Source organism: Curvibacter lanceolatus ATCC 14669 (assembly GCF_000381265.1).
GTDB lineage: Bacteria > Pseudomonadota > Gammaproteobacteria > Burkholderiales > Burkholderiaceae_C > Curvibacter > Curvibacter lanceolatus.
Genome location: NZ_KB906261.1, coordinates 80,923 through 97,381, shown reverse-complemented (window position 1 = coordinate 97,381; position 16,459 = coordinate 80,923). Strand labels below are relative to the sequence as shown.

The following is a 16,459-nucleotide window of genomic DNA, read 5'->3' as shown; positions in this document are numbered from 1 at the left end:
ACCGTGACGCTGCGAGAGACATGCAAAAGATCATTCGGCAACTGGCCGCTGAAATCAGGGTGAACGAGGCGCAGGTGCGCGCCGCTGTGGAACTGCTGGACGGGGGCGCCACCGTGCCCTTCATTGCCCGCTACCGCAAGGAAGTGACCCAGGGCCTGGACGACATCCAGCTGCGTGAGCTGGAAGCCCGCCTGGCCTACCTGCGCGAGCTGGAAGACCGCCGCGAGGCCATCCTGAAGAGCATTGCCGAGCAAGGCAAGCTGACCGACGCCCTGCGCGCCGCCATTGACGCGGCGCCCACCAAGCAGGAGCTGGAAGACCTGTACCTGCCCTACAAGCAAAAGCGCCGCACCAAGGGCCAGATCGCCCGCGAGGCCGGCATCGAGCCCCTGGCCGATCTGTTGTTTGCCGACCCCACCCGGGTGCCGGCCGACGAGGCCCAGGCCTTTGTGAAGGCCGCCAAGGGCGAAGACGGCAGCGACTTCACCACCACCGGGGCCGTGCTCGACGGCGTGCGCGACATCCTGTCCGAGCGCTGGGCTGAGGACGCTGCCTTGGTGCAGAACCTGCGCGAATGGCTGTGGAACGAAGGCCTGCTGAAGAGCAGCAAGATCGAGGGCAAGGACGAGAACCACCCCGATGTGGCCAAGTTCCGCGACTATTTCGACTACGACGAGCCCATCGGTCGCGTGCCCTCGCACCGCGCGCTGGCGGTGTTCCGCGGCCGCACGCAGGAGATCCTGGAAGCCAAGCTGGTGCTGCCGGTGCCGCCCGAAGCCGGCCAACCCTCGGTGGCGGAAGGGCGCATCGCCCTGCACCTGGGCTGGAGCCATGGCGGCCGCCCCGCCGACGACCTGATCCGCAAGTGCGTGGCCTGGACCTGGCGCGTCAAGCTGAGCCTGTCCACCGAGCGTGATCTGTTCTCGCGCCTGCGCGAAGACGCTGAAAAAGTGGCCATCAAGGTGTTTGCCGACAACCTGCGCGATTTGTTGCTGGCGGCGCCTGCCGGCCCGCGCGTGGTGATGGGTCTGGACCCGGGCATCCGCACCGGCGTCAAGGTGGCCGTGGTGGACGCCACCGGCAAGCTGGTGGACACCAGCACCGTGTTCCCGCACGAGCCGCGCCGGGACTGGGACGGCTCGCTGCACACCCTGGGCCGCCTGTGCGAGAAGCACGGCGTGAACCTGATTGCCATCGGCAATGGCACGGCCAGCCGCGAAACCGACAAACTGGCGGCCGACCTGATCAAGCTGCTGGCCAAGATCGAACGCCACGTTGAGAAGGTGGTGGTCAGCGAGGCCGGTGCCTCGGTGTACTCTGCCAGCGAGTTCGCCTCGCAGGAGATGCCCGATGTGGACGTGAGCCTGCGCGGCGCCGCCAGCATTGCCCGCCGCCTGCAGGATCCGCTGGCCGAGCTGGTCAAAATCGACCCCAAGAGCATCGGCGTGGGCCAGTACCAGCACGATGTGAACCAGAGCGAGCTGGCCCGCACGCTCGAAGCGGTGGTGGAAGACTGCGTGAACTCGGTGGGGGTGGACCTGAACACCGCCAGCGTGCCCTTGCTGTCGCGGGTGTCGGGCCTGAGCGCCGCGGTGGCCAAGGCCGTGGTGCGTTGGCGCGAAGCCAATGGCGCCTTTGCCAGCCGCCAGCAACTGCTGAGCGTGAGCGGCCTGGGCGCCAAGACCTTCGAGCTGAGTGCCGGTTTTCTGCGCATCCGTGGCGGTGAGAACCCGCTGGACATGACCGGCGTTCACCCCGAGACCTACCCCGTGGTGGAGCAGATCATGGCCAAGACCGGCAAGCCGGTGGCCGAGCTGATGGGCCGTGCCGACATGCTCAAGACCCTGAAGCCCGAGCTGTTCGCCAACGAGAAGTTCGGCGTCATCACGGTCAAGGACATCCTGGGCGAGCTGGAAAAGCCGGGCCGCGACCCGCGACCCGACTTCAAGGTGGCGCGCTTCAATGAAGGCGTGGAAGACATCAAGGACCTGCGCGAAGGCATGGTGCTCGAAGGCACCGTGAGCAACGTGGCCCAGTTTGGCGCCTTCATCGACCTGGGCGTGCACCAGGACGGTCTGGTGCACGTGAGCCAGCTCAGCCATAAGTTCGTCACCGATGCGCGCGAAGTGGTCAAGACCGGCGACATCGTCAAGGTCAAGGTGATGGAGGTGGATGTGGAGCGCAAGCGCATCGGCCTGTCCATGAAGCTCGATGCCGCACCGGCGCGGCGCGATGGGCCGCGCGACAACCGCTTTGAAGGTGCGGGTCGCCAGCACCAGGGTGGCGGGCAGCGGCGTCAAAACGACGCGGCAGCCCCCTCCGCCATGGCTTCTGCATTTGCCAAGCTGCAAAACCGCTCGCGCTGACGATAATCAGAAACAATAAGTTTCAAAATCAACTTCCATGGAGCTCGACGACCTTCTGGCCTCTGAAATCGCCCTGCCCAGCATTCCGCGGGTGGTGGCTTTGCTCATGCTGGAGCTGGACAAGGAAGAGTCGGACCTGCGTCGCATCACGCAACTGATCAGCACCGACCCAGCCTTGACGGCGCGCCTGCTGCAATTGGCCAACTCGGCCTTCTTCCATCTGGAGCGGCGCGTCAACGGCGTGGCCGAGGCCTTGGCCGTGCTGGGCCTGAACCATGTGCGCACCCTGGTGTCGGCGGCCGCTGTGGGGGGCGCCTTCCGTGGGGTGGCGGGCATCAATCTGCAGCAGTTCTGGCGTTACAGCCTGGACACCGCCAAGGTGTCGCGCATTCTGGCCGGCGTGGTGCGGCAGAACCCCAGCGCGGCCTTCACCTCGGGCTTGCTGCACGCGGTCGGCGAACTGGCCATGCACATGGGCATGCCGCGTGACATGGCCTTGCTCAACCTGGAGCACGGCCCGCTGGACCTCAAACGGGCCCGCAGCGAGCGCAAACGCCTGGGTTTTTGCTACGCCCAGGTGAGTTCAGGCTTCGCCCGCAAGTGGCAGTTTCCGGCCGCCATCGTCGATGCGCTGGAGTACCAGATTGCCCCCTTCGAGAATGAGGTCTACGAACCGTTGGCCGGTGTCATCCACCTGGCCTCATGGCGCACCCGGGCCAAGGAGGCTGGCTTCACCGACCGGGAGTTGGCGGTGACCTTCCCCGACACCGTCGGCCTGGCGCTGGAGCTCGACATCGACATGGTGTTGCAGCAAGACCCGATCGACTGGACCACGCCCCAGGAAGTGGGTGCCTTTGTCTGAGCCACGGCCCTGATGAAAGCGCTTCGCCTCTATGCCGGGCCGCAGGCCCGCGCCCATTTGCAGGCCCATGGGCTCCAACCCGAGCACGTGCGCGTGGTGCCTGCCGCCGCGGGCGGCCCCAAGGGGCTGGTGCTGGGCCCGCTGGACCGGTTTCTTTTCGGCGACTGGCTGGCCCGATCCAGCCAGCCCGTCGATCTGGTCGGGGCATCGATTGGCGCCTGGCGCATGGCCACCGCCTGCCTGGACCGCCCGGGCGAGGCCTTTGCCCGGCTGGAACACGACTACATCGCCCAGCGCTATGACCTGGCGCCGGGCCAGAAGCGCCCCACGGCCGAGCATGTCAGCGAGCGCTTTGCCGACAACCTGAAACTGTTCTTTGGCGGGCGTGAGCATGAGGTGCTGCAGCACCCACGCTACCGGCTGCATGTGATCGCCTCGCGCGGGCGCCACCTGCTGGCCCGCGAGCATGGCCTGGCGACGCCGCTGGGCTACCTGGGGGCGTTTGTGAGCAACACGGTGCAGCGCCGTGCCATGGGCGCCTGGCTGGAGCGGGTGGTTTTCTCAAGCCAGCACGCGGCCTTGCCCTTTGGCACCCGCGACTACCGCAGCCGCCAGGTGGCGCTCACGCCGGCCAATTTCATGGATGCGGTGCAGGCCAGTTGCTCCATCCCCTTCGTGCTGCGCTCGGTCAGTGCCATTGCCGGCGCGCCCCCGGGGGCCTACTGGGACGGCGGCATCACCGACTACCACATGCACCTGGACTACCGGAACCCCGCCCCGGGCGTGGTGCTGTACCCGCATTTTCAGCAGGCCGTGGTGCCGGGCTGGCTGGACAAGGCCTTGAAATGGCGCCATCGCGCCAGTGCCTTTCTGGACCCCATGCTGGTGCTGGCTCCCGATCCGGCCTGGGTGCAGACCCTGCCCAATGCCAAGCTGCCCGACCGCAAGGACTTCACCCACTACGGCAACGACCACGCCGGCCGCTCCGCCGCCTGGACCCGGGCGGTGCAGGCCAGCCAGCAACTGGCTGACGAGTTCGCCGAGTGGCTGCAGGCCCCGGACATGGGCCGGGTCGAGGCCCTCTGAACCCTTCCACGAGGCAGGGTGGCTGCCCACTGTCTGGCTGAGCCCGCATTCTGGCGGCTGTCGTCCCAGTTGACGCACCTGCGAGGGCAGCATGGGCCATGCCCACGCACCACGACAACGACTACAAGCTGCTCTTCTCCCACCCGGAGATGGTGCGCGACCTGCTGCTCGGCTTCGTGCCTGGTGACTGGGTCCAGGACGCTCGGTTTGAGACCCTGGAGCGAGTCAATGCCAGCTATGTGAGCGAATCCGACAAGCAGCGCCACGACGACATGGTTTGGCGGCTGCAGGTGGGGCCGCGCTGGGTCTGGGTCTATCTGCTGCTGGAGTTCCAAAGCCAGCCCGATGAATGGATGGCGGTGCGCATGATGGTCTATGTCGGTCTGCTGGCCCAGCATCTGATCAAGGAAGGGCAGTTGGACCAGGGCAGACTTCCGCCCTTGTTGCCCATGGTTCTCTACAAGGGGCATCGCCCATGGTCTTCAGCGCTTGATGTATCAGACTGTTTCGCTCCCGGCCTACCGGCTCTGGAGCCCTATAGGCCGCGCTTGCTGTATCACCTGATCGATGAAGCCAGATTGAAGCTATCCCCGTCAGACGAGGTTCGGAACGTGACCGAAGCCTTGTTCAAGTTGGAGCACAGCGCCAACCGGTCCGACATTGCCAGGCTGGCGTACGCGATGGGTCAGGCGCTCCAGGCCCCCGAGCATCAGAAATTGAGAAGAACCCTCAATGTCTGGCTCCGTCGCCTGATACGGCGCAAAATGCCGGACATCGCCACCGACGAACTCGATCAAATCCATGACCTTCTGAAAGGCCCGACCATGCTCGAAGAAACCCTGGAACGCCTTTACAACGAAGCCATTGAAAAAGGACTTTCCAAAGGACATTCACAAGGACTGTCGCTGGGGCTCTCTCAAGGGCTCTCCCAGGGCCTTACTCAAGGCATTACTCAAGGCCTTACCCAGGGCCGTTCACAAGGCATCGCCATGATGCTGGCCCGAGTGATCGAGCAGCGCTTCGCCCCCGTGCCCGCCTGGGCCTACCAGCGGCTTCAGAGCGCCTCTGTGGAGCGCTTGGAAGCCTGGTCTGAGCAGATGTTCAGCGCGCCCACCCTGGAGGCTTTGTTGGACGAGGCCGGCGCCCGACACTGACACGGTTTACATCGAGGTTTCCAGCATCTCGCGGTATTCCTCAGGGCTGGCGATGCGCGGGTTGGTCTTGTGGCAGTGGTCGGCCAGGGCGCCCTTGATCACATCGTCGAACTGATCCCGCCTCACCCCCATGGCGGCCAGGCCGGTGGGCAGGCCCAGGCGGGCGTTCATGTCGCGGATGGCATCGGGGATGTCGCCGCCTGAGCGCAGGCCCATCGCGTGGGCCATGCGGTCCAGCCGGCGTTCGCGCTGCACCGACTCGGCACTGGCATTGAAGCGCACCACCGCGGGCAGGAACATGGCGTTCAGGGTGCCGTGGTGCAGGCGCGGGTTCACGCCGCCCAGGCTGTGGCTGAGGCTGTGCACGCAGCCCAGGCCTTTCTGGAAGGCCATGGCGCCTTGCATCGAGGCACTCATCAGTTGCAGGCGGGCCTCGCGGTCCTGGCCGTTGCGGGTGGCGCGTTCAATGTGGGCCCAACCGCGTTCCAGGCCATCCAGGCCGATGCCGTCGGCTGGGGGGTTGAAGGCGGCCGACATGAAGGTCTCCATGCAGTGTGCAATCGCATCCATGCCGGTGGCCGCCGTGAGGCCTGGAGGCAGGCCCAGGGTGAGTTCGGGGTCGCAGATGGCGGCCCGCGGCACCAGGTGCCAAGAGTGGAAGCCCAGCTTGCGGTGGTCGTCCACGATGATGATGGCGCCACGCGCCACCTCGCTGCCGGTGCCGCTGGTGGTGGGCACCGCGATCAGGGGCGCTGCGCGTTCGGTGATTCGGGTGGAGCCGCCCTCGATGGTGGCGTAGGTGGTCAGCGGGCCTTCATGGGTGGCCGCAATCGCAATGCCTTTGGCACAGTCGATGGCCGAGCCGCCGCCCACGGCGATCAGGCCATCGCAGCCCTGAGCCCGGTACAGCTCGACCGCCGCACGGACGGCGGCCTCGGTGGGGTTGGAGGGGGTCTGGTCGAACACGGTCAGGGGCAGGCCGGGCAGGGCGTCCAGGGCTTTTTGCAGCACGCCGGCGGCGCGCACCCCGGCGTCGGTGACGATCAGGGGGCGCTGAATGCCCACGCGCTCGCATTCGGCCGCCAGCAGGCGCACGGTGCCAAACTCGAACTGGATCTGGGTGACGTAGTTGATGAAGGCCATGAAGCGGAAAGTGGAAGGTCGAGCAGGTTGAGGAAACACCGGTCGCCGGGCAGCCCAGGCGCCACGTTGTACGATGCGCGGCTGACTTTACCGGCTGCCGCCTGGCCTGACCAGACGTTCAAACCCCAGGCTGAGCGCGCTTGCCGTCACCCTGGTGACAAAGCCGGGCGCTCCGTGCCGCAACGATACGAAACTGATGTCTACCAGCCCTTCCGCCAGCATTTCTGTCAGTGCCTACCGACTCACCCCCGCCATGCAAAGCGTGATCGACCGCATGGTCAAAGCCAAGCGCCCCGCCTTGCACACGCTGTCCCCCAGGCAGGCCCGCGCCGCCTACGCGGCAGGGGCCGACGTGCTTGAAATCGCCCGCCCCGAGCTGCCCGAGGTGCGTGAGCTGACGATCCCGGCCCGCGACGGCGTTGCCTTGCCAGCCCGGCTTTACCGGCCCAGTCTGGAACCAGGCCAGCCCGTGCTGCTGTACCTGCACGGTGGCGGCTTCATGATTGGCAGCATCGCCACCCACGACATCCTGTGCCGCAGCCTGGCCCAGCGTTCGGCTTGTGCGGTGGTGTCGCTCGACTACCGCCTGGCCCCCGAGCACCGCTTCCCGACCGCCTTCAACGATGGCTGGGACGCCTTGCGCTGGCTGCATGGCCACGGCGCCGGCTTGGGGCTGGACACGGCCCGGCTCGGCGTGGGCGGCGACAGTGCCGGCGGCACCCTGGCCGCCGCCCTGGCGGTGCAGGCTGCGCTGGAGGGGCTCCCGCTGGCCCTGCAGTTGTTGTTCTACCCCGGCACCACCGCCCACCAGGACACGGTGTCGCACCAGCGTTTTGCCCACGGTCTGGTGCTGGAGGCGTCCCACATCCAGTGGTTCTTCGACCAGTACGTGCCGTCGCGCCAGGAGCGTGAAGACTGGCGTTTTGCCCCCTTGCTGGCCCCCGACACCGAACACCTGGCCCCGGCCTGGCTGGGCCTGGCCGAATTCGACCCGCTGGTGGATGAGGGCATTGCCTACGCCGACAAGCTGCGCCTGGCCGGTCATGCCGTGGACCTGGAGATCTACCGCGGCGTGACCCACGAGTTCATCAAGATGGGCCGGGCCATTCCCGAAGCCCTGCAAGCCCACCAGCAGGCGGCTGATGCGATGCGCGCCGCCCTGCACCCTTCCACGGAGTCACCATGAGCGCCCCTGCACCGAAACGCACCGATTTCCGATTCTTCCACCGCCTGCGCGTGCGCTGGGTGGAGGTGGACATGCAGAAGATCGTCTTCAACGGCCACTACGCGATGTACCTCGACACCGCCATGGGCGACTACTGGCGTGAGCTGGCCTTGCCCTACGAGGCCTCGATGGAACTGCTGGGCGGCGAGCTGTACGTGAAGCGCCTGGCGCTCGAATACCACGCTTCGGCCCACTACGACGATGTGCTCGATGTGGGCCTGAGCTGCCGGCGCATCGGCAACTCATCGATCGAACTGGTGGGCGCCATTTTCCGGGGCGAGCAGTTGCTGGTGTCGGGCGAGCTGTTGTACGTGTTCGCCGACCCGGCCACCCAGACCTCGCGCCGCGTGCCCGACGCGCTGCGCAGCCTGCTGCTGGAGCACGCCGCGGGCCAGCCCGTGGTGAGTGTGCGCAGCGGCGACTGGAGCACGCTGGGCACCGATGCGGCCCGGGTGCGCACCGAGGTGTTCGTGCAGGAGCAGGCCATTCCCCTCGATGAGGAATGGGACGAGGCCGATGCCACGGCCGTGCATGCCGTGGTCTACAACCGCCTGGACCAGGCCCTGGCCACAGGCCGCCTGCTGGTGCATGCCCCTGGGGTGGCGCGCATCGGCCGCATGGCGGTGCTGCGGCCCATGCGGGGCACCGGCCTGGGGGCCGATGTGCTGCGCACCCTGATGGAGGCCGCCCGCCAGCGCGGCGACCGCGAGGTGCTGCTGCATGCCCAGACGAGCGCCCGCGGGTTCTACGAAAGGCTGGGCTTCCAGCCGCGTGGCGACGTGTTCTACGAGGTCGATATCCCGCACATCGAAATGGTGCGGGTGCTCTGACCTTCGCTCAGATATCGGCGAGAAGCGGGTAGGGCAGGGGCTGCACCATCAGTGCCGGGCCATCCGGCGCGCCCAGGTGCAAGGCCGTACCGGCCGCACTGGCCGTCACCTGCACCACGGCCAGCAGATCGACCCCGCCGGTGGGCGACACGGCGGCCTGGACCACCACGCCGCTGGGTTGGTCGGCCGCGTCGCCGGCCAGGAACACCTCCTGCCCAGGGCTGGGGGGCTGCTCCAGCCCCTCTGCATGGGCCAGGCAGGTGCGGCGCTTCAGGGTGCCTCGGAACTGGCTGCGAGCCACCACTTCCTGGCCGGGGTAGCAGCCTTTCTTGAAGCTCACGCCGCCCACCGACTCATGGTTCAGCATCTGGGGCACAAAGCTGTCGGACTGCGTCGCGCCGGGGGTGGGCACGGCCGCCAGCACCTCCGACCAGGCCCACAGCGACTCGGACAGGGCCGGGCCAGGCCAGGCAGCGTCTGATGCGGGGCCGATCCACAGCGCCCGCGCAACGCCGGCTGCCGGGTACAAGGCCACCGCGTACCCCGCCGCATGGGGGGCGGCTGACCAGGGCAGGCTGTCCGCGGGCAGGGCGGCCAGGGCGGGTTCGCCGGCCAGGCCTCGCACGGCCAACTCGGCGCTGGCGTCATCGAGCTTGACCTTGGCGCGCAGCACGAACATGGACAGGCGCTTCAAGGTGGCCGCCAGTAGCTCCTTGGGGCACACCAGCCAGACTTCGGCAGCGCTCAGGCGCAGCAGCACGAAGCTGGCCAGCAGCCGCCCCTTGGCCGAGCAGTAGCCCGCCAGGCGGGCCTGGCCGTCAGGCAAGAGCACCACGTCCTGGGTCAATTGACCATGCAGGAACGAAGCAGCATCGTCGCCACGGGCGCGAATCACGCCCAGAGCGGACAAGGGCGCCACACCGTGCAGCAGCGCCTGGGGAGAATTCAAGGCTTGTGTCATGCGTGAATTATCATCCCCCGTCAAAAACTTGTTCGCGATGGGGCTTGGGCTGTGCGTGCTTTGCTGGTGATGTTGGTATTGGTGGCAGCAGCCCTGGGCGGTGCCGTTTACTGGTGGCTGGATGCGCCCATGCGCCTGGCCGCTCCCACGATCGACCTGTCGATCGAACCCGGCACCTCGCCGCGCGCCCTGGCGCAGGACGTGCAGGATGCCGGGGTGGAGGTGAACCCGCTGTTCCTGTATGCCTGGTTCCGCTTCTCAGGCCAGGCCCGGGGCATCAAGGCGGGCAGCTATGAGCTGGATGCCACCATCACGCCCAGGCGGCTGCTCAGCAAGCTGGTGCGCGGCGAGGAGGCCCTGCGTGCCGTCACCCTGGTCGAGGGCTGGAACTGGCGACAGGTGCGTCAGGCCCTGGCGCGGGCCGATCAGCTCAAGGGCGACAGCACCGAGCTCGACGACGCTGCCATCATGAACCGCCTGGGGCGCCCCGGCACCTTGCCCGAGGGCCGTTTTTACCCCGACACCTACACCTACTCCAAGGGCAGCAGCGACCTGGCCGTGCTGCAACGCGCGCTGCGTGCCATGGACAAAAAGCTCGAGGCGGCCTGGCAGGCGCGCGACCCCAACCTGCCGCTGAAATCGCCCGATGAGGCCCTGATCCTGGCCAGCATCGTCGAAAAGGAAACCGGGCGTGGCAGCGACCGCCCCCTGATTGCCAGCGTGTTCGTGAACCGGCTGCGCGCGGGCATGCTGTTGCAGACCGACCCGACCGTCATTTACGGGATGGGCGAACGTTTTGACGGCAATCTGCGCAAGCGCGATCTGCTCACCGACACGCCCTGGAACACCTACACCCGCGCCGGCCTGCCACCCACCCCCATCGCCATGCCCGGCCGGGGGGCCTTGCTGGCCGCCGTGCACCCTGCCGAGAGCCGTTCGCTGTACTTTGTCGCACGTGGTGACGGCAGCAGCCATTTCAGCGCCACCCTTGACGAGCACAATCGGGCCGTCAATCAATTTCAGCGTCGCCCATGACCCCAACCACCCCCGGCTTGTTCATCAGCTTCGAAGGCATCGACGGTGCCGGCAAGACCACGCACATCGAGGGCGTGGTGGCGGCCTTTCGCGCCCAGGGGCGGGTGGTGTGCCAGACCCGCGAGCCCGGTGGCACGCCGCTGGCCGAAAAGCTGCGCGCCCTGGTGCTGAACGACGCCATGGACCCCCTGACCGAGGCCTTGCTGATCTTTGCCGCCCGCCGCGACCACCTGCAGCAGGTGATCGAGCCGGCCCTGGCCCGTGGCGAGGTGGTGGTGTGCGACCGTTTCACCGACGCCACCTTTGCCTACCAGGGCGGCGGCCGGGGCTTTGACCTGGACACCTTGGCCCAGCTCGAGCGCATGGTGCAAGGCCGGCCCGGCGGCAGCCTGCGGCAGCCCGACCTCACGATCTGGTTCGATCTGGACCCGGCAGTGGCTGCCGAACGCCTGGCCGATGCCCGCGTGCCCGACCGGTTCGAATCGCAGCCCGTGGCCTTCTTTGGCCAGGTGGCGGCCGGCTATGCGGCCCGGGCAGCCGCTGCGCCCAGCCGCTTTGAACGCATCGATGCCGCCCAAAGCCGGCACCAGGTGTGGCAGCAGATCACCCGGGTGCTGGTGCGCAAGGGCTGGCTGGCCATCATGGTGGCCGCCCACGGAGGCCCGCAATGAGCGATGAGCGCGACACCCGTCTGCCCCTGGCGCCCTGGTTGCAGCGGCAGCTCGACAACCTGCTGAGCCAGCGCGGCCACGCCTGGCTGCTGCAAGGCCCCTCGGGCCTGGGCCAGTACCCGCTGGGCCTGGCTTTGGTCGAGGCCTGGCTGTGCGACGCCCCCACGCCCCACGGCGCCTGTGGCCAGTGCGCCAGTTGCCATGCCGTGCGCGTGCGAACCCACCCCGACCTGATGGTGTTGATGCCCGAGACGGCCCTGCTGGCCTTGGGCTGGCCCCTGTCGGAGAAGGCGCAGTCCGAGATCGACGATAAAAAACGCAAGGCCAGCCGTGAAATCCGTGTCGAGGCCATGCGCGAGGCCGTGCAGTTCGCCCAGCGCACCTCGTCGCGTGGCCGCGGCAAGGCCGTGCTGGTGTACCCGGCCGAGGACATGAACCACATCACGGCCAATGCACTGCTCAAGACCCTGGAGGAACCCCCGGGCGATGTGCGCTTCGTGCTGGCCAGCGAGGCCGCGCACCAATTGCTGCCCACCATCCGCAGTCGCTGCCTGACGCACTCGCTGGTCTGGCCGGGCGCTGACGAGGCTGGCCACTGGCTGGCGGGTCAAGGCCTGCCGGGCGCTGCCGCCTCAGTGCTGCTGCGTGCCGCCGGCGGCCGGCCGGAAGACGCTTTGATGCTGGCCGCCGAAGGCCTGACACCTGAATCCTGGGCCCAGTTGCCCCGCGCGCTGCTGCGGGGCGACCCTGGCGTGCTGGCCAACTGGCCTGCCGCGCGCAACATCCAGAGCCTGCAGAAGATCTGCCACGACCTGCTGGCCATGGCCTCCGGGGCGGCGCCGCGCTATTTCGCGGCCAACGAGCTGCCCCGGCCTCCGGCCCACAAGGTGCTGCTGCGCTGGGCCCGCAGCCTGAGCGAGGCGGCGCGCACGGCAGATCACCCCTATAACCCCGGTTTGATGTTGGAAGCGCTTGTGAGCGAGGCGCAAATCGCCCTAAACTCGGCCACAGAGTCCACGCCATGAACAGTCCCAGTACCCCGCGCCCCAGTGTTGTGCAGCTCGCCATCAAGGAAAAGGGGGCCTTGTATGCCGCCTACATTCCCTTGTTTGCCGAGGGGGGCATGTTCATCCCCACCGCGCGCGACTACCGACTGGGCGACGATGTGTACGTGTTGCTCTCCTTGCCGGACGACCCGCAGCGCTACCCGATTGCCGGCCGTGTGGCCTGGGTCACGCCGCCACGCGCCGCGGGCAACCGCACCCAGGGCGTGGGCATCCAGTTTCCGCGCGATGAGAAGTCCCGCCTGCTGAAGATCAAGATCGAGGAAATGCTGGGCAGCCACCTGGCCTCCGAGCGCCCAACCCAGACCATCTGAAGCCTGCCGGCCCCCCGTGTGGTGCGGGTCGGACCAGCCCCTGTTTGAATGATGCCCGCCCTGTTGCGGGCCTTGCCGTTGAGCTTTCCGTTGAGTATTCCATGTTTGTCGATTCCCACTGCCACCTGACCTTTCCCGAGCTGACGGCCGAGTTGCCGGCCATCCGCCGTGCCATGGCCGAAGCCCAGGTTGACCGCGCGCTGTGCATCTGCACCACGCTCGAAGAGTTTGAATCTGTCCATGCGCTCGCCCTGCAGCATGACAATTTCTGGTGCACCGTGGGCGTGCACCCCGACAACGAAGGTGTGATGGAGCCCAGCCTGGACGACCTGCTGCAGCGTGCGGCGCTGCCGCGGGTGGTGGGCATCGGCGAGACGGGGCTGGACTACTTCCGCCTGGGCGACCGCACGGTGGCCGACATGGCGTGGCAGCGCGAGCGCTTTCGCACCCACATCCGGGCCGCGCAGGCCTGCGCCAAGCCGCTGGTGATCCACACCCGCAGCGCCTCGGACGACACCCTGGCCCTGTTGCGTGAAATGGGCGAAGACGGGCGTGAAGGCGCGGCCGGCGGCGTGTTCCATTGCTTCACCGAAAGTCTGCAGGTGGCCCGGGCGGCGCTGGATCTGGGCTTTTACATCTCGTTTTCCGGCATCCTGACCTTCAAGAGTGCCAGCGACCTGCGTGAGGTGGCAGGCTTTGTGCCGCTGGACCGCATGCTGATCGAAACCGACAGCCCCTACCTGGCCCCGGTGCCTTACCGTGGCAAGACCAACAACCCCTCGTACGTGCCCCACGTGGCCGCCCAGATCGGGCAACTGCGCGGCCTGAGCGCCGAGGCCGTGGGGGCGCAGACCAGTGCCAACTTCGAGCGCCTGTTCCCGGGCGTGATGAGTCCAGCCACCGGGAGTGCCGCATGAACCCCCATCGCCGCCAATGCCTGCTCGCCCTGGGGGCCAGCGCCGGGCTGAGCTTGCTGGGCCAGAGCGCTCATGCGGGCTCTTTCGAAGACTTTTTCACCGCCATCCGGCGCAATGACGCCAGCACGCTCCAGACCTTGATACGGCGTGGCTTCGACCCCAACACGGTGGACGAAGCCGGCCAGCCCGGTCTGATGATGGCGGTGGACCTGCAATCGGTGCGTGCGGTCGAGGCGCTGCTGAGTGCGCCCAACATCCAGGCCGAGGTGCGCAACAAGAAGGGCGAGAGTGCCCTCATGCTGTGCGCCATCCGCGGCGATCTGGCCCTGGCCAAGCTGCTGATCGAGCACGATGCCGATGTCAACAAGACCGGCTGGACGCCGCTGCATTACGCCGCCTCAGGCACCACGCAGAACCAGGTCGAGATGGTGCGCCTGCTGCTGGACAACTCGGCCTACATCGATGCAGCCTCGCCCAATGGCAGCACGCCGCTGATGATGGCGGCCATGTACGGGCGCAGCGATGTGCTCAAGGTGCTGATCGAAGAGGGGGCCGATGCCTCGCTGCGCAATGAGAAGGGCCTCACCGCCATCGACTTTGCCCAGCAGGTGGGGCGCACCGCCAATGTCGAGGCGATTGCCTCGGCCCTGCGTGCCCGCCAGCCCAAGGGCACCTGGTGAGCGCCGAGACGACCCAAGCCACGGCCCTGGCGGCGTTTGACCATGTGGTGGCAGCCTCATCTGGCTTCAGGGCCCGGGAGGGGCAGCGCCACATGGCCGAGCTGGTGGCGCAGACCTTCAGCACGCCCACGCTGGGCAAATGCGAGGACGAGCCTGAGCGCGCCTTTGCCGTGATCGAGGCCGGTACCGGCGTGGGCAAATCGATTGCCTATGCAGCCCCCGCCATTGCCGCAGCCCTGGCGCGCAAGACCCGCGTCATCATCTCGACCGCCACCGTGGCCTTGCAAGAGCAGTTGGTGCACAAAGACCTGCCCCTGCTCAGCCAGCTGATGCCCGAGCCCTTCACCCACGCCCTGGCCAAGGGACGCGGGCGCTACGTCTGCAAATACAAGCTGATGCGCTGGGTGAACGGCGAGGGTGAGCCGGATCTGTTTGCCGACGAGTTGCCGGCGGGCACAGCCCCGAGCGCGTCGAGCAACGGGCGGGCGCCGACCGAGTACCAGCTTCATTTCTACCGCCAGATGGCCACCGAGTTGAAGGAGCGCCGCTGGGATGGCGACCGCGACACCCTGGCCGTGCCGCCCAGCCCCGAAATGTGGAGCCCGGTGGCCGCCGAGGCCAGCAGCTGCACCGCCAAGCATTGCCCCGACTACCAGGACTGCGTCTACTTCGACCAGCGCAAGGCCCTGGCCGCCTCGCAGGTGATCGTGGCCAACCACGACCTGCTGCTGGCCACGCTGAACGGCAACACGCTGCCCGACCTGTCGGACTGCCTGCTGGTGCTGGACGAAGGCCACCACCTGCCCGCCGTGGCCTTGAACCATTTCCAGGAAAGCACCGACCTGACCCGGCTGCGCTGGGTCGAACAACTGGCGCTGCGCGCCCGCAAGACGGCCGAGATGCTCGACCTCGATGCGGCGGCCGAACTGACAGGGCAGGGCAGTGCGCTCAAAGCCCACCTCAATGAGGTGGCTCAGCAGGCCCTGGCCCTGTACCGCCCCAAGGGCCTGAGCGACGAGCCGGTGGAATTGCTGCCCATCGGGCCCTTGCCCGGCGTGCTGAGCAACCCGGTCAGCGAGGTGCTGACGATTTCGGGCGCCATGCTCAAACACCTGCAGGCCATCTCGGCCGCCCTGCGCACCCAGATGAAGGAGCGCCCCGAAGACTCGCGCGAGCTGGCCACGCATTACGTCCAGCTGGGGGTGCTGGCCCCGCGCCTGGAGGCCGTGCAGGCCTGGGCTGCGCTGATGTTGCTGGAGACCGAGGTGCCCGCGGCGCGCTGGTTCACCTTTGGGCTGTATGGCGAATTCCTGTCGATCACCGCCTCGGCCAGCCCCATCCTGCCCGCCAGTGCCTTGCGCCACAAGCTGTGGGCCAAGGCCCGCGGCGTGGTGATCACCTCGGCCACACTGACCAGTTGCGGCAGTTTTGACTTCTTCCTCAACGAAACCGGCTTGCGCGGGCTGGACAACGTCAGCACCCGGGTGGTCAGCAGCCCGTTCGACTTTGCCCGACAGGGCCATTTTGTGGCGGTGGACACCCCAGCCGACCCCAAGCGGGCTGGCGAGTACAACCAGGCCATGTGCAAGGAGTTGATGGCCGACCTGGCCCAGGTGCAGGCCGGCGCGCTGGTGCTGTTCACCTCACGCGACCAGATGCGCACGGCCGTGGACAGCCTGACCGGCAGCCTGCGCAGCCGGGTGCTGGTGCAAAACGACCTGCCGCGCCAGACCTTGTTGCAGCGCCACCGCGAAAAGGTGGAGCGCGGCGACGCCTCCATCATCTTCGGCATGCAGTCCTTTGGCGAAGGGCTGGATCTGCCGGGGCGGCTGTGCGAGAGCGTGTTCATCTGCAAGCTGCCCTTTGCGCCGCCCTCGGATCCGGTGAGCTCAGCACGCTCCCAGTGGTTGCGCTCCAAAGGGCGCGACCCCTTCATGGAGCTGGTGGTGCCCGCGGTGAGCATCCGCCTGGCCCAGTGGGTGGGCCGTGCCATCCGCAGCGAAACCGATGAGGCCCATGTGTATTGCTACGACCGGCGCCTGATCAGCACCAGCTTTGGCCAGCGCCTGCTGGCGGGGCTGCCGCCGTTCAAGCGGCAAAAGCGCAACAGCCAGGGGCAGGTTTTCGATCTTTGAGGCGCGCCAGGCGAGG

General features: G+C 67.5%; 15 protein-coding genes. 13 read left to right on the top strand and 2 right to left on the bottom strand.

What is annotated here, in order from left to right; translation table 11 throughout:
* The first annotated feature begins 20 nt into the window (after positions 1–20).
* The 4 genes from F624_RS0116830 (at position 21) to F624_RS0116815 (ending at position 5,468) form a co-directional block, all read left to right on the top strand.
* Positions 21–2,366 carry a Tex family protein gene (locus F624_RS0116830; RefSeq protein WP_019575497.1) on the top strand — a complete coding sequence of 782 codons (2,346 nt, stop codon included), beginning with the start codon at positions 21–23 and terminating at the stop codon, positions 2,364–2,366.
* A gap of 37 nt (positions 2,367–2,403) precedes the next feature.
* Complete coding sequence (locus tag F624_RS0116825; protein ID WP_019575496.1) at positions 2,404–3,228, top strand: HDOD domain-containing protein; 825 nt, start codon at positions 2,404–2,406, stop codon at positions 3,226–3,228.
* Positions 3,229–3,240: 12 nt separating this feature from the next.
* Positions 3,241–4,314, top strand: a complete 1,074-nt coding sequence (locus F624_RS0116820; protein WP_019575495.1) for a patatin-like phospholipase family protein — start codon at positions 3,241–3,243, stop codon at positions 4,312–4,314.
* A 98-nt stretch (positions 4,315–4,412) separates the two neighbouring features.
* Positions 4,413–5,468, top strand: coding sequence for an Rpn family recombination-promoting nuclease/putative transposase (locus F624_RS0116815; protein ID WP_019575494.1), 1,056 nt, complete (start codon positions 4,413–4,415; stop codon positions 5,466–5,468).
* A 6-nt stretch (positions 5,469–5,474) separates the two neighbouring features.
* Here F624_RS0116815 and F624_RS0116810 read toward each other — a convergent pair whose 3' ends face one another.
* Entirely contained in the window at positions 5,475–6,611 is a 1,137-nt protein-coding gene (locus F624_RS0116810; protein ID WP_019575493.1) for an iron-containing alcohol dehydrogenase, read from the bottom strand.
* Positions 6,612–6,807: 196 nt separating this feature from the next.
* Here F624_RS0116810 and F624_RS0116805 point away from each other — a divergent pair, with 196 nt between their 5' ends.
* Both F624_RS0116805 and F624_RS0116800 read left to right on the top strand, forming a co-directional pair.
* Positions 6,808–7,797 (top strand): alpha/beta hydrolase, encoded by a 990-nt coding sequence (locus F624_RS0116805; RefSeq protein WP_245573660.1) that lies wholly within the window; start codon positions 6,808–6,810, stop codon positions 7,795–7,797.
* Positions 7,794–8,666 carry a YbgC/FadM family acyl-CoA thioesterase gene (locus tag F624_RS0116800; protein WP_019575490.1) on the top strand — a complete coding sequence of 291 codons (873 nt, stop codon included), beginning with the start codon at positions 7,794–7,796 and terminating at the stop codon, positions 8,664–8,666. Before F624_RS0116805 ends, F624_RS0116800 begins: the two co-directional genes overlap by 4 nt.
* Positions 8,667–8,673: 7 nt before the next feature.
* Here F624_RS0116800 and ygfZ read toward each other — a convergent pair whose 3' ends face one another.
* Positions 8,674–9,627: a CAF17-like 4Fe-4S cluster assembly/insertion protein YgfZ gene (gene ygfZ / locus F624_RS0116795; protein ID WP_019575489.1), complete on the bottom strand. Its 954-nt coding sequence runs from the start codon at positions 9,625–9,627 to the stop codon at positions 8,674–8,676.
* Positions 9,628–9,696: 69 nt separating this feature from the next.
* Between ygfZ and mltG the strand changes: the two genes are divergently transcribed.
* From mltG to dinG, 7 genes are all read left to right on the top strand, one after another.
* Entirely contained in the window at positions 9,697–10,662 is a 966-nt protein-coding gene (mltG, locus tag F624_RS0116790; RefSeq protein WP_031255310.1) for an endolytic transglycosylase MltG, read from the top strand.
* Positions 10,659–11,333 (top strand): dTMP kinase, encoded by a 675-nt coding sequence (tmk, locus tag F624_RS0116785; RefSeq protein ID WP_019575487.1) that lies wholly within the window; start codon positions 10,659–10,661, stop codon positions 11,331–11,333. The genes mltG and tmk overlap by 4 nt, the downstream gene beginning before the upstream one ends.
* Positions 11,330–12,358, top strand: a complete 1,029-nt coding sequence (locus F624_RS0116780) for a DNA polymerase III subunit delta' (RefSeq protein WP_019575486.1) — start codon at positions 11,330–11,332, stop codon at positions 12,356–12,358. The genes tmk and F624_RS0116780 overlap by 4 nt, the downstream gene beginning before the upstream one ends.
* Positions 12,355–12,711: a PilZ domain-containing protein gene (locus F624_RS0116775; protein ID WP_027474505.1), complete on the top strand. Its 357-nt coding sequence runs from the start codon at positions 12,355–12,357 to the stop codon at positions 12,709–12,711. Before F624_RS0116780 ends, F624_RS0116775 begins: the two co-directional genes overlap by 4 nt.
* Positions 12,712–12,812: 101 nt before the next feature.
* Complete coding sequence (locus tag F624_RS0116770; RefSeq protein ID WP_019575484.1) at positions 12,813–13,628, top strand: TatD family hydrolase; 816 nt, start codon at positions 12,813–12,815, stop codon at positions 13,626–13,628.
* Positions 13,625–14,308, top strand: coding sequence for an ankyrin repeat domain-containing protein (locus F624_RS0116765; protein WP_019575483.1), 684 nt, complete (start codon positions 13,625–13,627; stop codon positions 14,306–14,308). Before F624_RS0116770 ends, F624_RS0116765 begins: the two co-directional genes overlap by 4 nt.
* Positions 14,305–16,443 (top strand): ATP-dependent DNA helicase DinG, encoded by a 2,139-nt coding sequence (gene dinG / locus F624_RS0116760; RefSeq protein WP_019575482.1) that lies wholly within the window; start codon positions 14,305–14,307, stop codon positions 16,441–16,443. Before F624_RS0116765 ends, dinG begins: the two co-directional genes overlap by 4 nt.
* Positions 16,444–16,459: the final 16 nt, after the last annotated feature.

Excerpts from the sequence above, each read along its gene's own strand:
- F624_RS0116815 (WP_019575494.1), top strand. The coding sequence starts at position 4,413 with ATGCCCACGCACCACGACAACGACTACAAGCTGCTCTTCTCCCACCCG.
- ygfZ (WP_019575489.1), bottom strand. The coding sequence starts at position 9,627 with ATGACACAAGCCTTGAATTCTCCCCAGGCGCTGCTGCACGGTGTGGCG.
- F624_RS0116800 (WP_019575490.1), top strand. The coding sequence starts at position 7,794 with ATGAGCGCCCCTGCACCGAAACGCACCGATTTCCGATTCTTCCACCGC.
- F624_RS0116810 (WP_019575493.1), bottom strand. The coding sequence starts at position 6,611 with ATGGCCTTCATCAACTACGTCACCCAGATCCAGTTCGAGTTTGGCACC.
- F624_RS0116775 (WP_027474505.1), top strand. The coding sequence starts at position 12,355 with ATGAACAGTCCCAGTACCCCGCGCCCCAGTGTTGTGCAGCTCGCCATC.
- F624_RS0116820 (WP_019575495.1), top strand. The coding sequence starts at position 3,241 with ATGAAAGCGCTTCGCCTCTATGCCGGGCCGCAGGCCCGCGCCCATTTG.
- F624_RS0116765 (WP_019575483.1), top strand. The coding sequence starts at position 13,625 with ATGAACCCCCATCGCCGCCAATGCCTGCTCGCCCTGGGGGCCAGCGCC.
- mltG (WP_031255310.1), top strand. The coding sequence starts at position 9,697 with ATGTTGGTATTGGTGGCAGCAGCCCTGGGCGGTGCCGTTTACTGGTGG.
- F624_RS0116805 (WP_245573660.1), top strand. The coding sequence starts at position 6,808 with ATGTCTACCAGCCCTTCCGCCAGCATTTCTGTCAGTGCCTACCGACTC.
- F624_RS0116770 (WP_019575484.1), top strand. The coding sequence starts at position 12,813 with ATGTTTGTCGATTCCCACTGCCACCTGACCTTTCCCGAGCTGACGGCC.
- F624_RS0116780 (WP_019575486.1), top strand. The coding sequence starts at position 11,330 with ATGAGCGATGAGCGCGACACCCGTCTGCCCCTGGCGCCCTGGTTGCAG.
- F624_RS0116830 (WP_019575497.1), top strand. The coding sequence starts at position 21 with ATGCAAAAGATCATTCGGCAACTGGCCGCTGAAATCAGGGTGAACGAG.
- tmk (WP_019575487.1), top strand. The coding sequence starts at position 10,659 with ATGACCCCAACCACCCCCGGCTTGTTCATCAGCTTCGAAGGCATCGAC.
- F624_RS0116825 (WP_019575496.1), top strand. The coding sequence starts at position 2,404 with ATGGAGCTCGACGACCTTCTGGCCTCTGAAATCGCCCTGCCCAGCATT.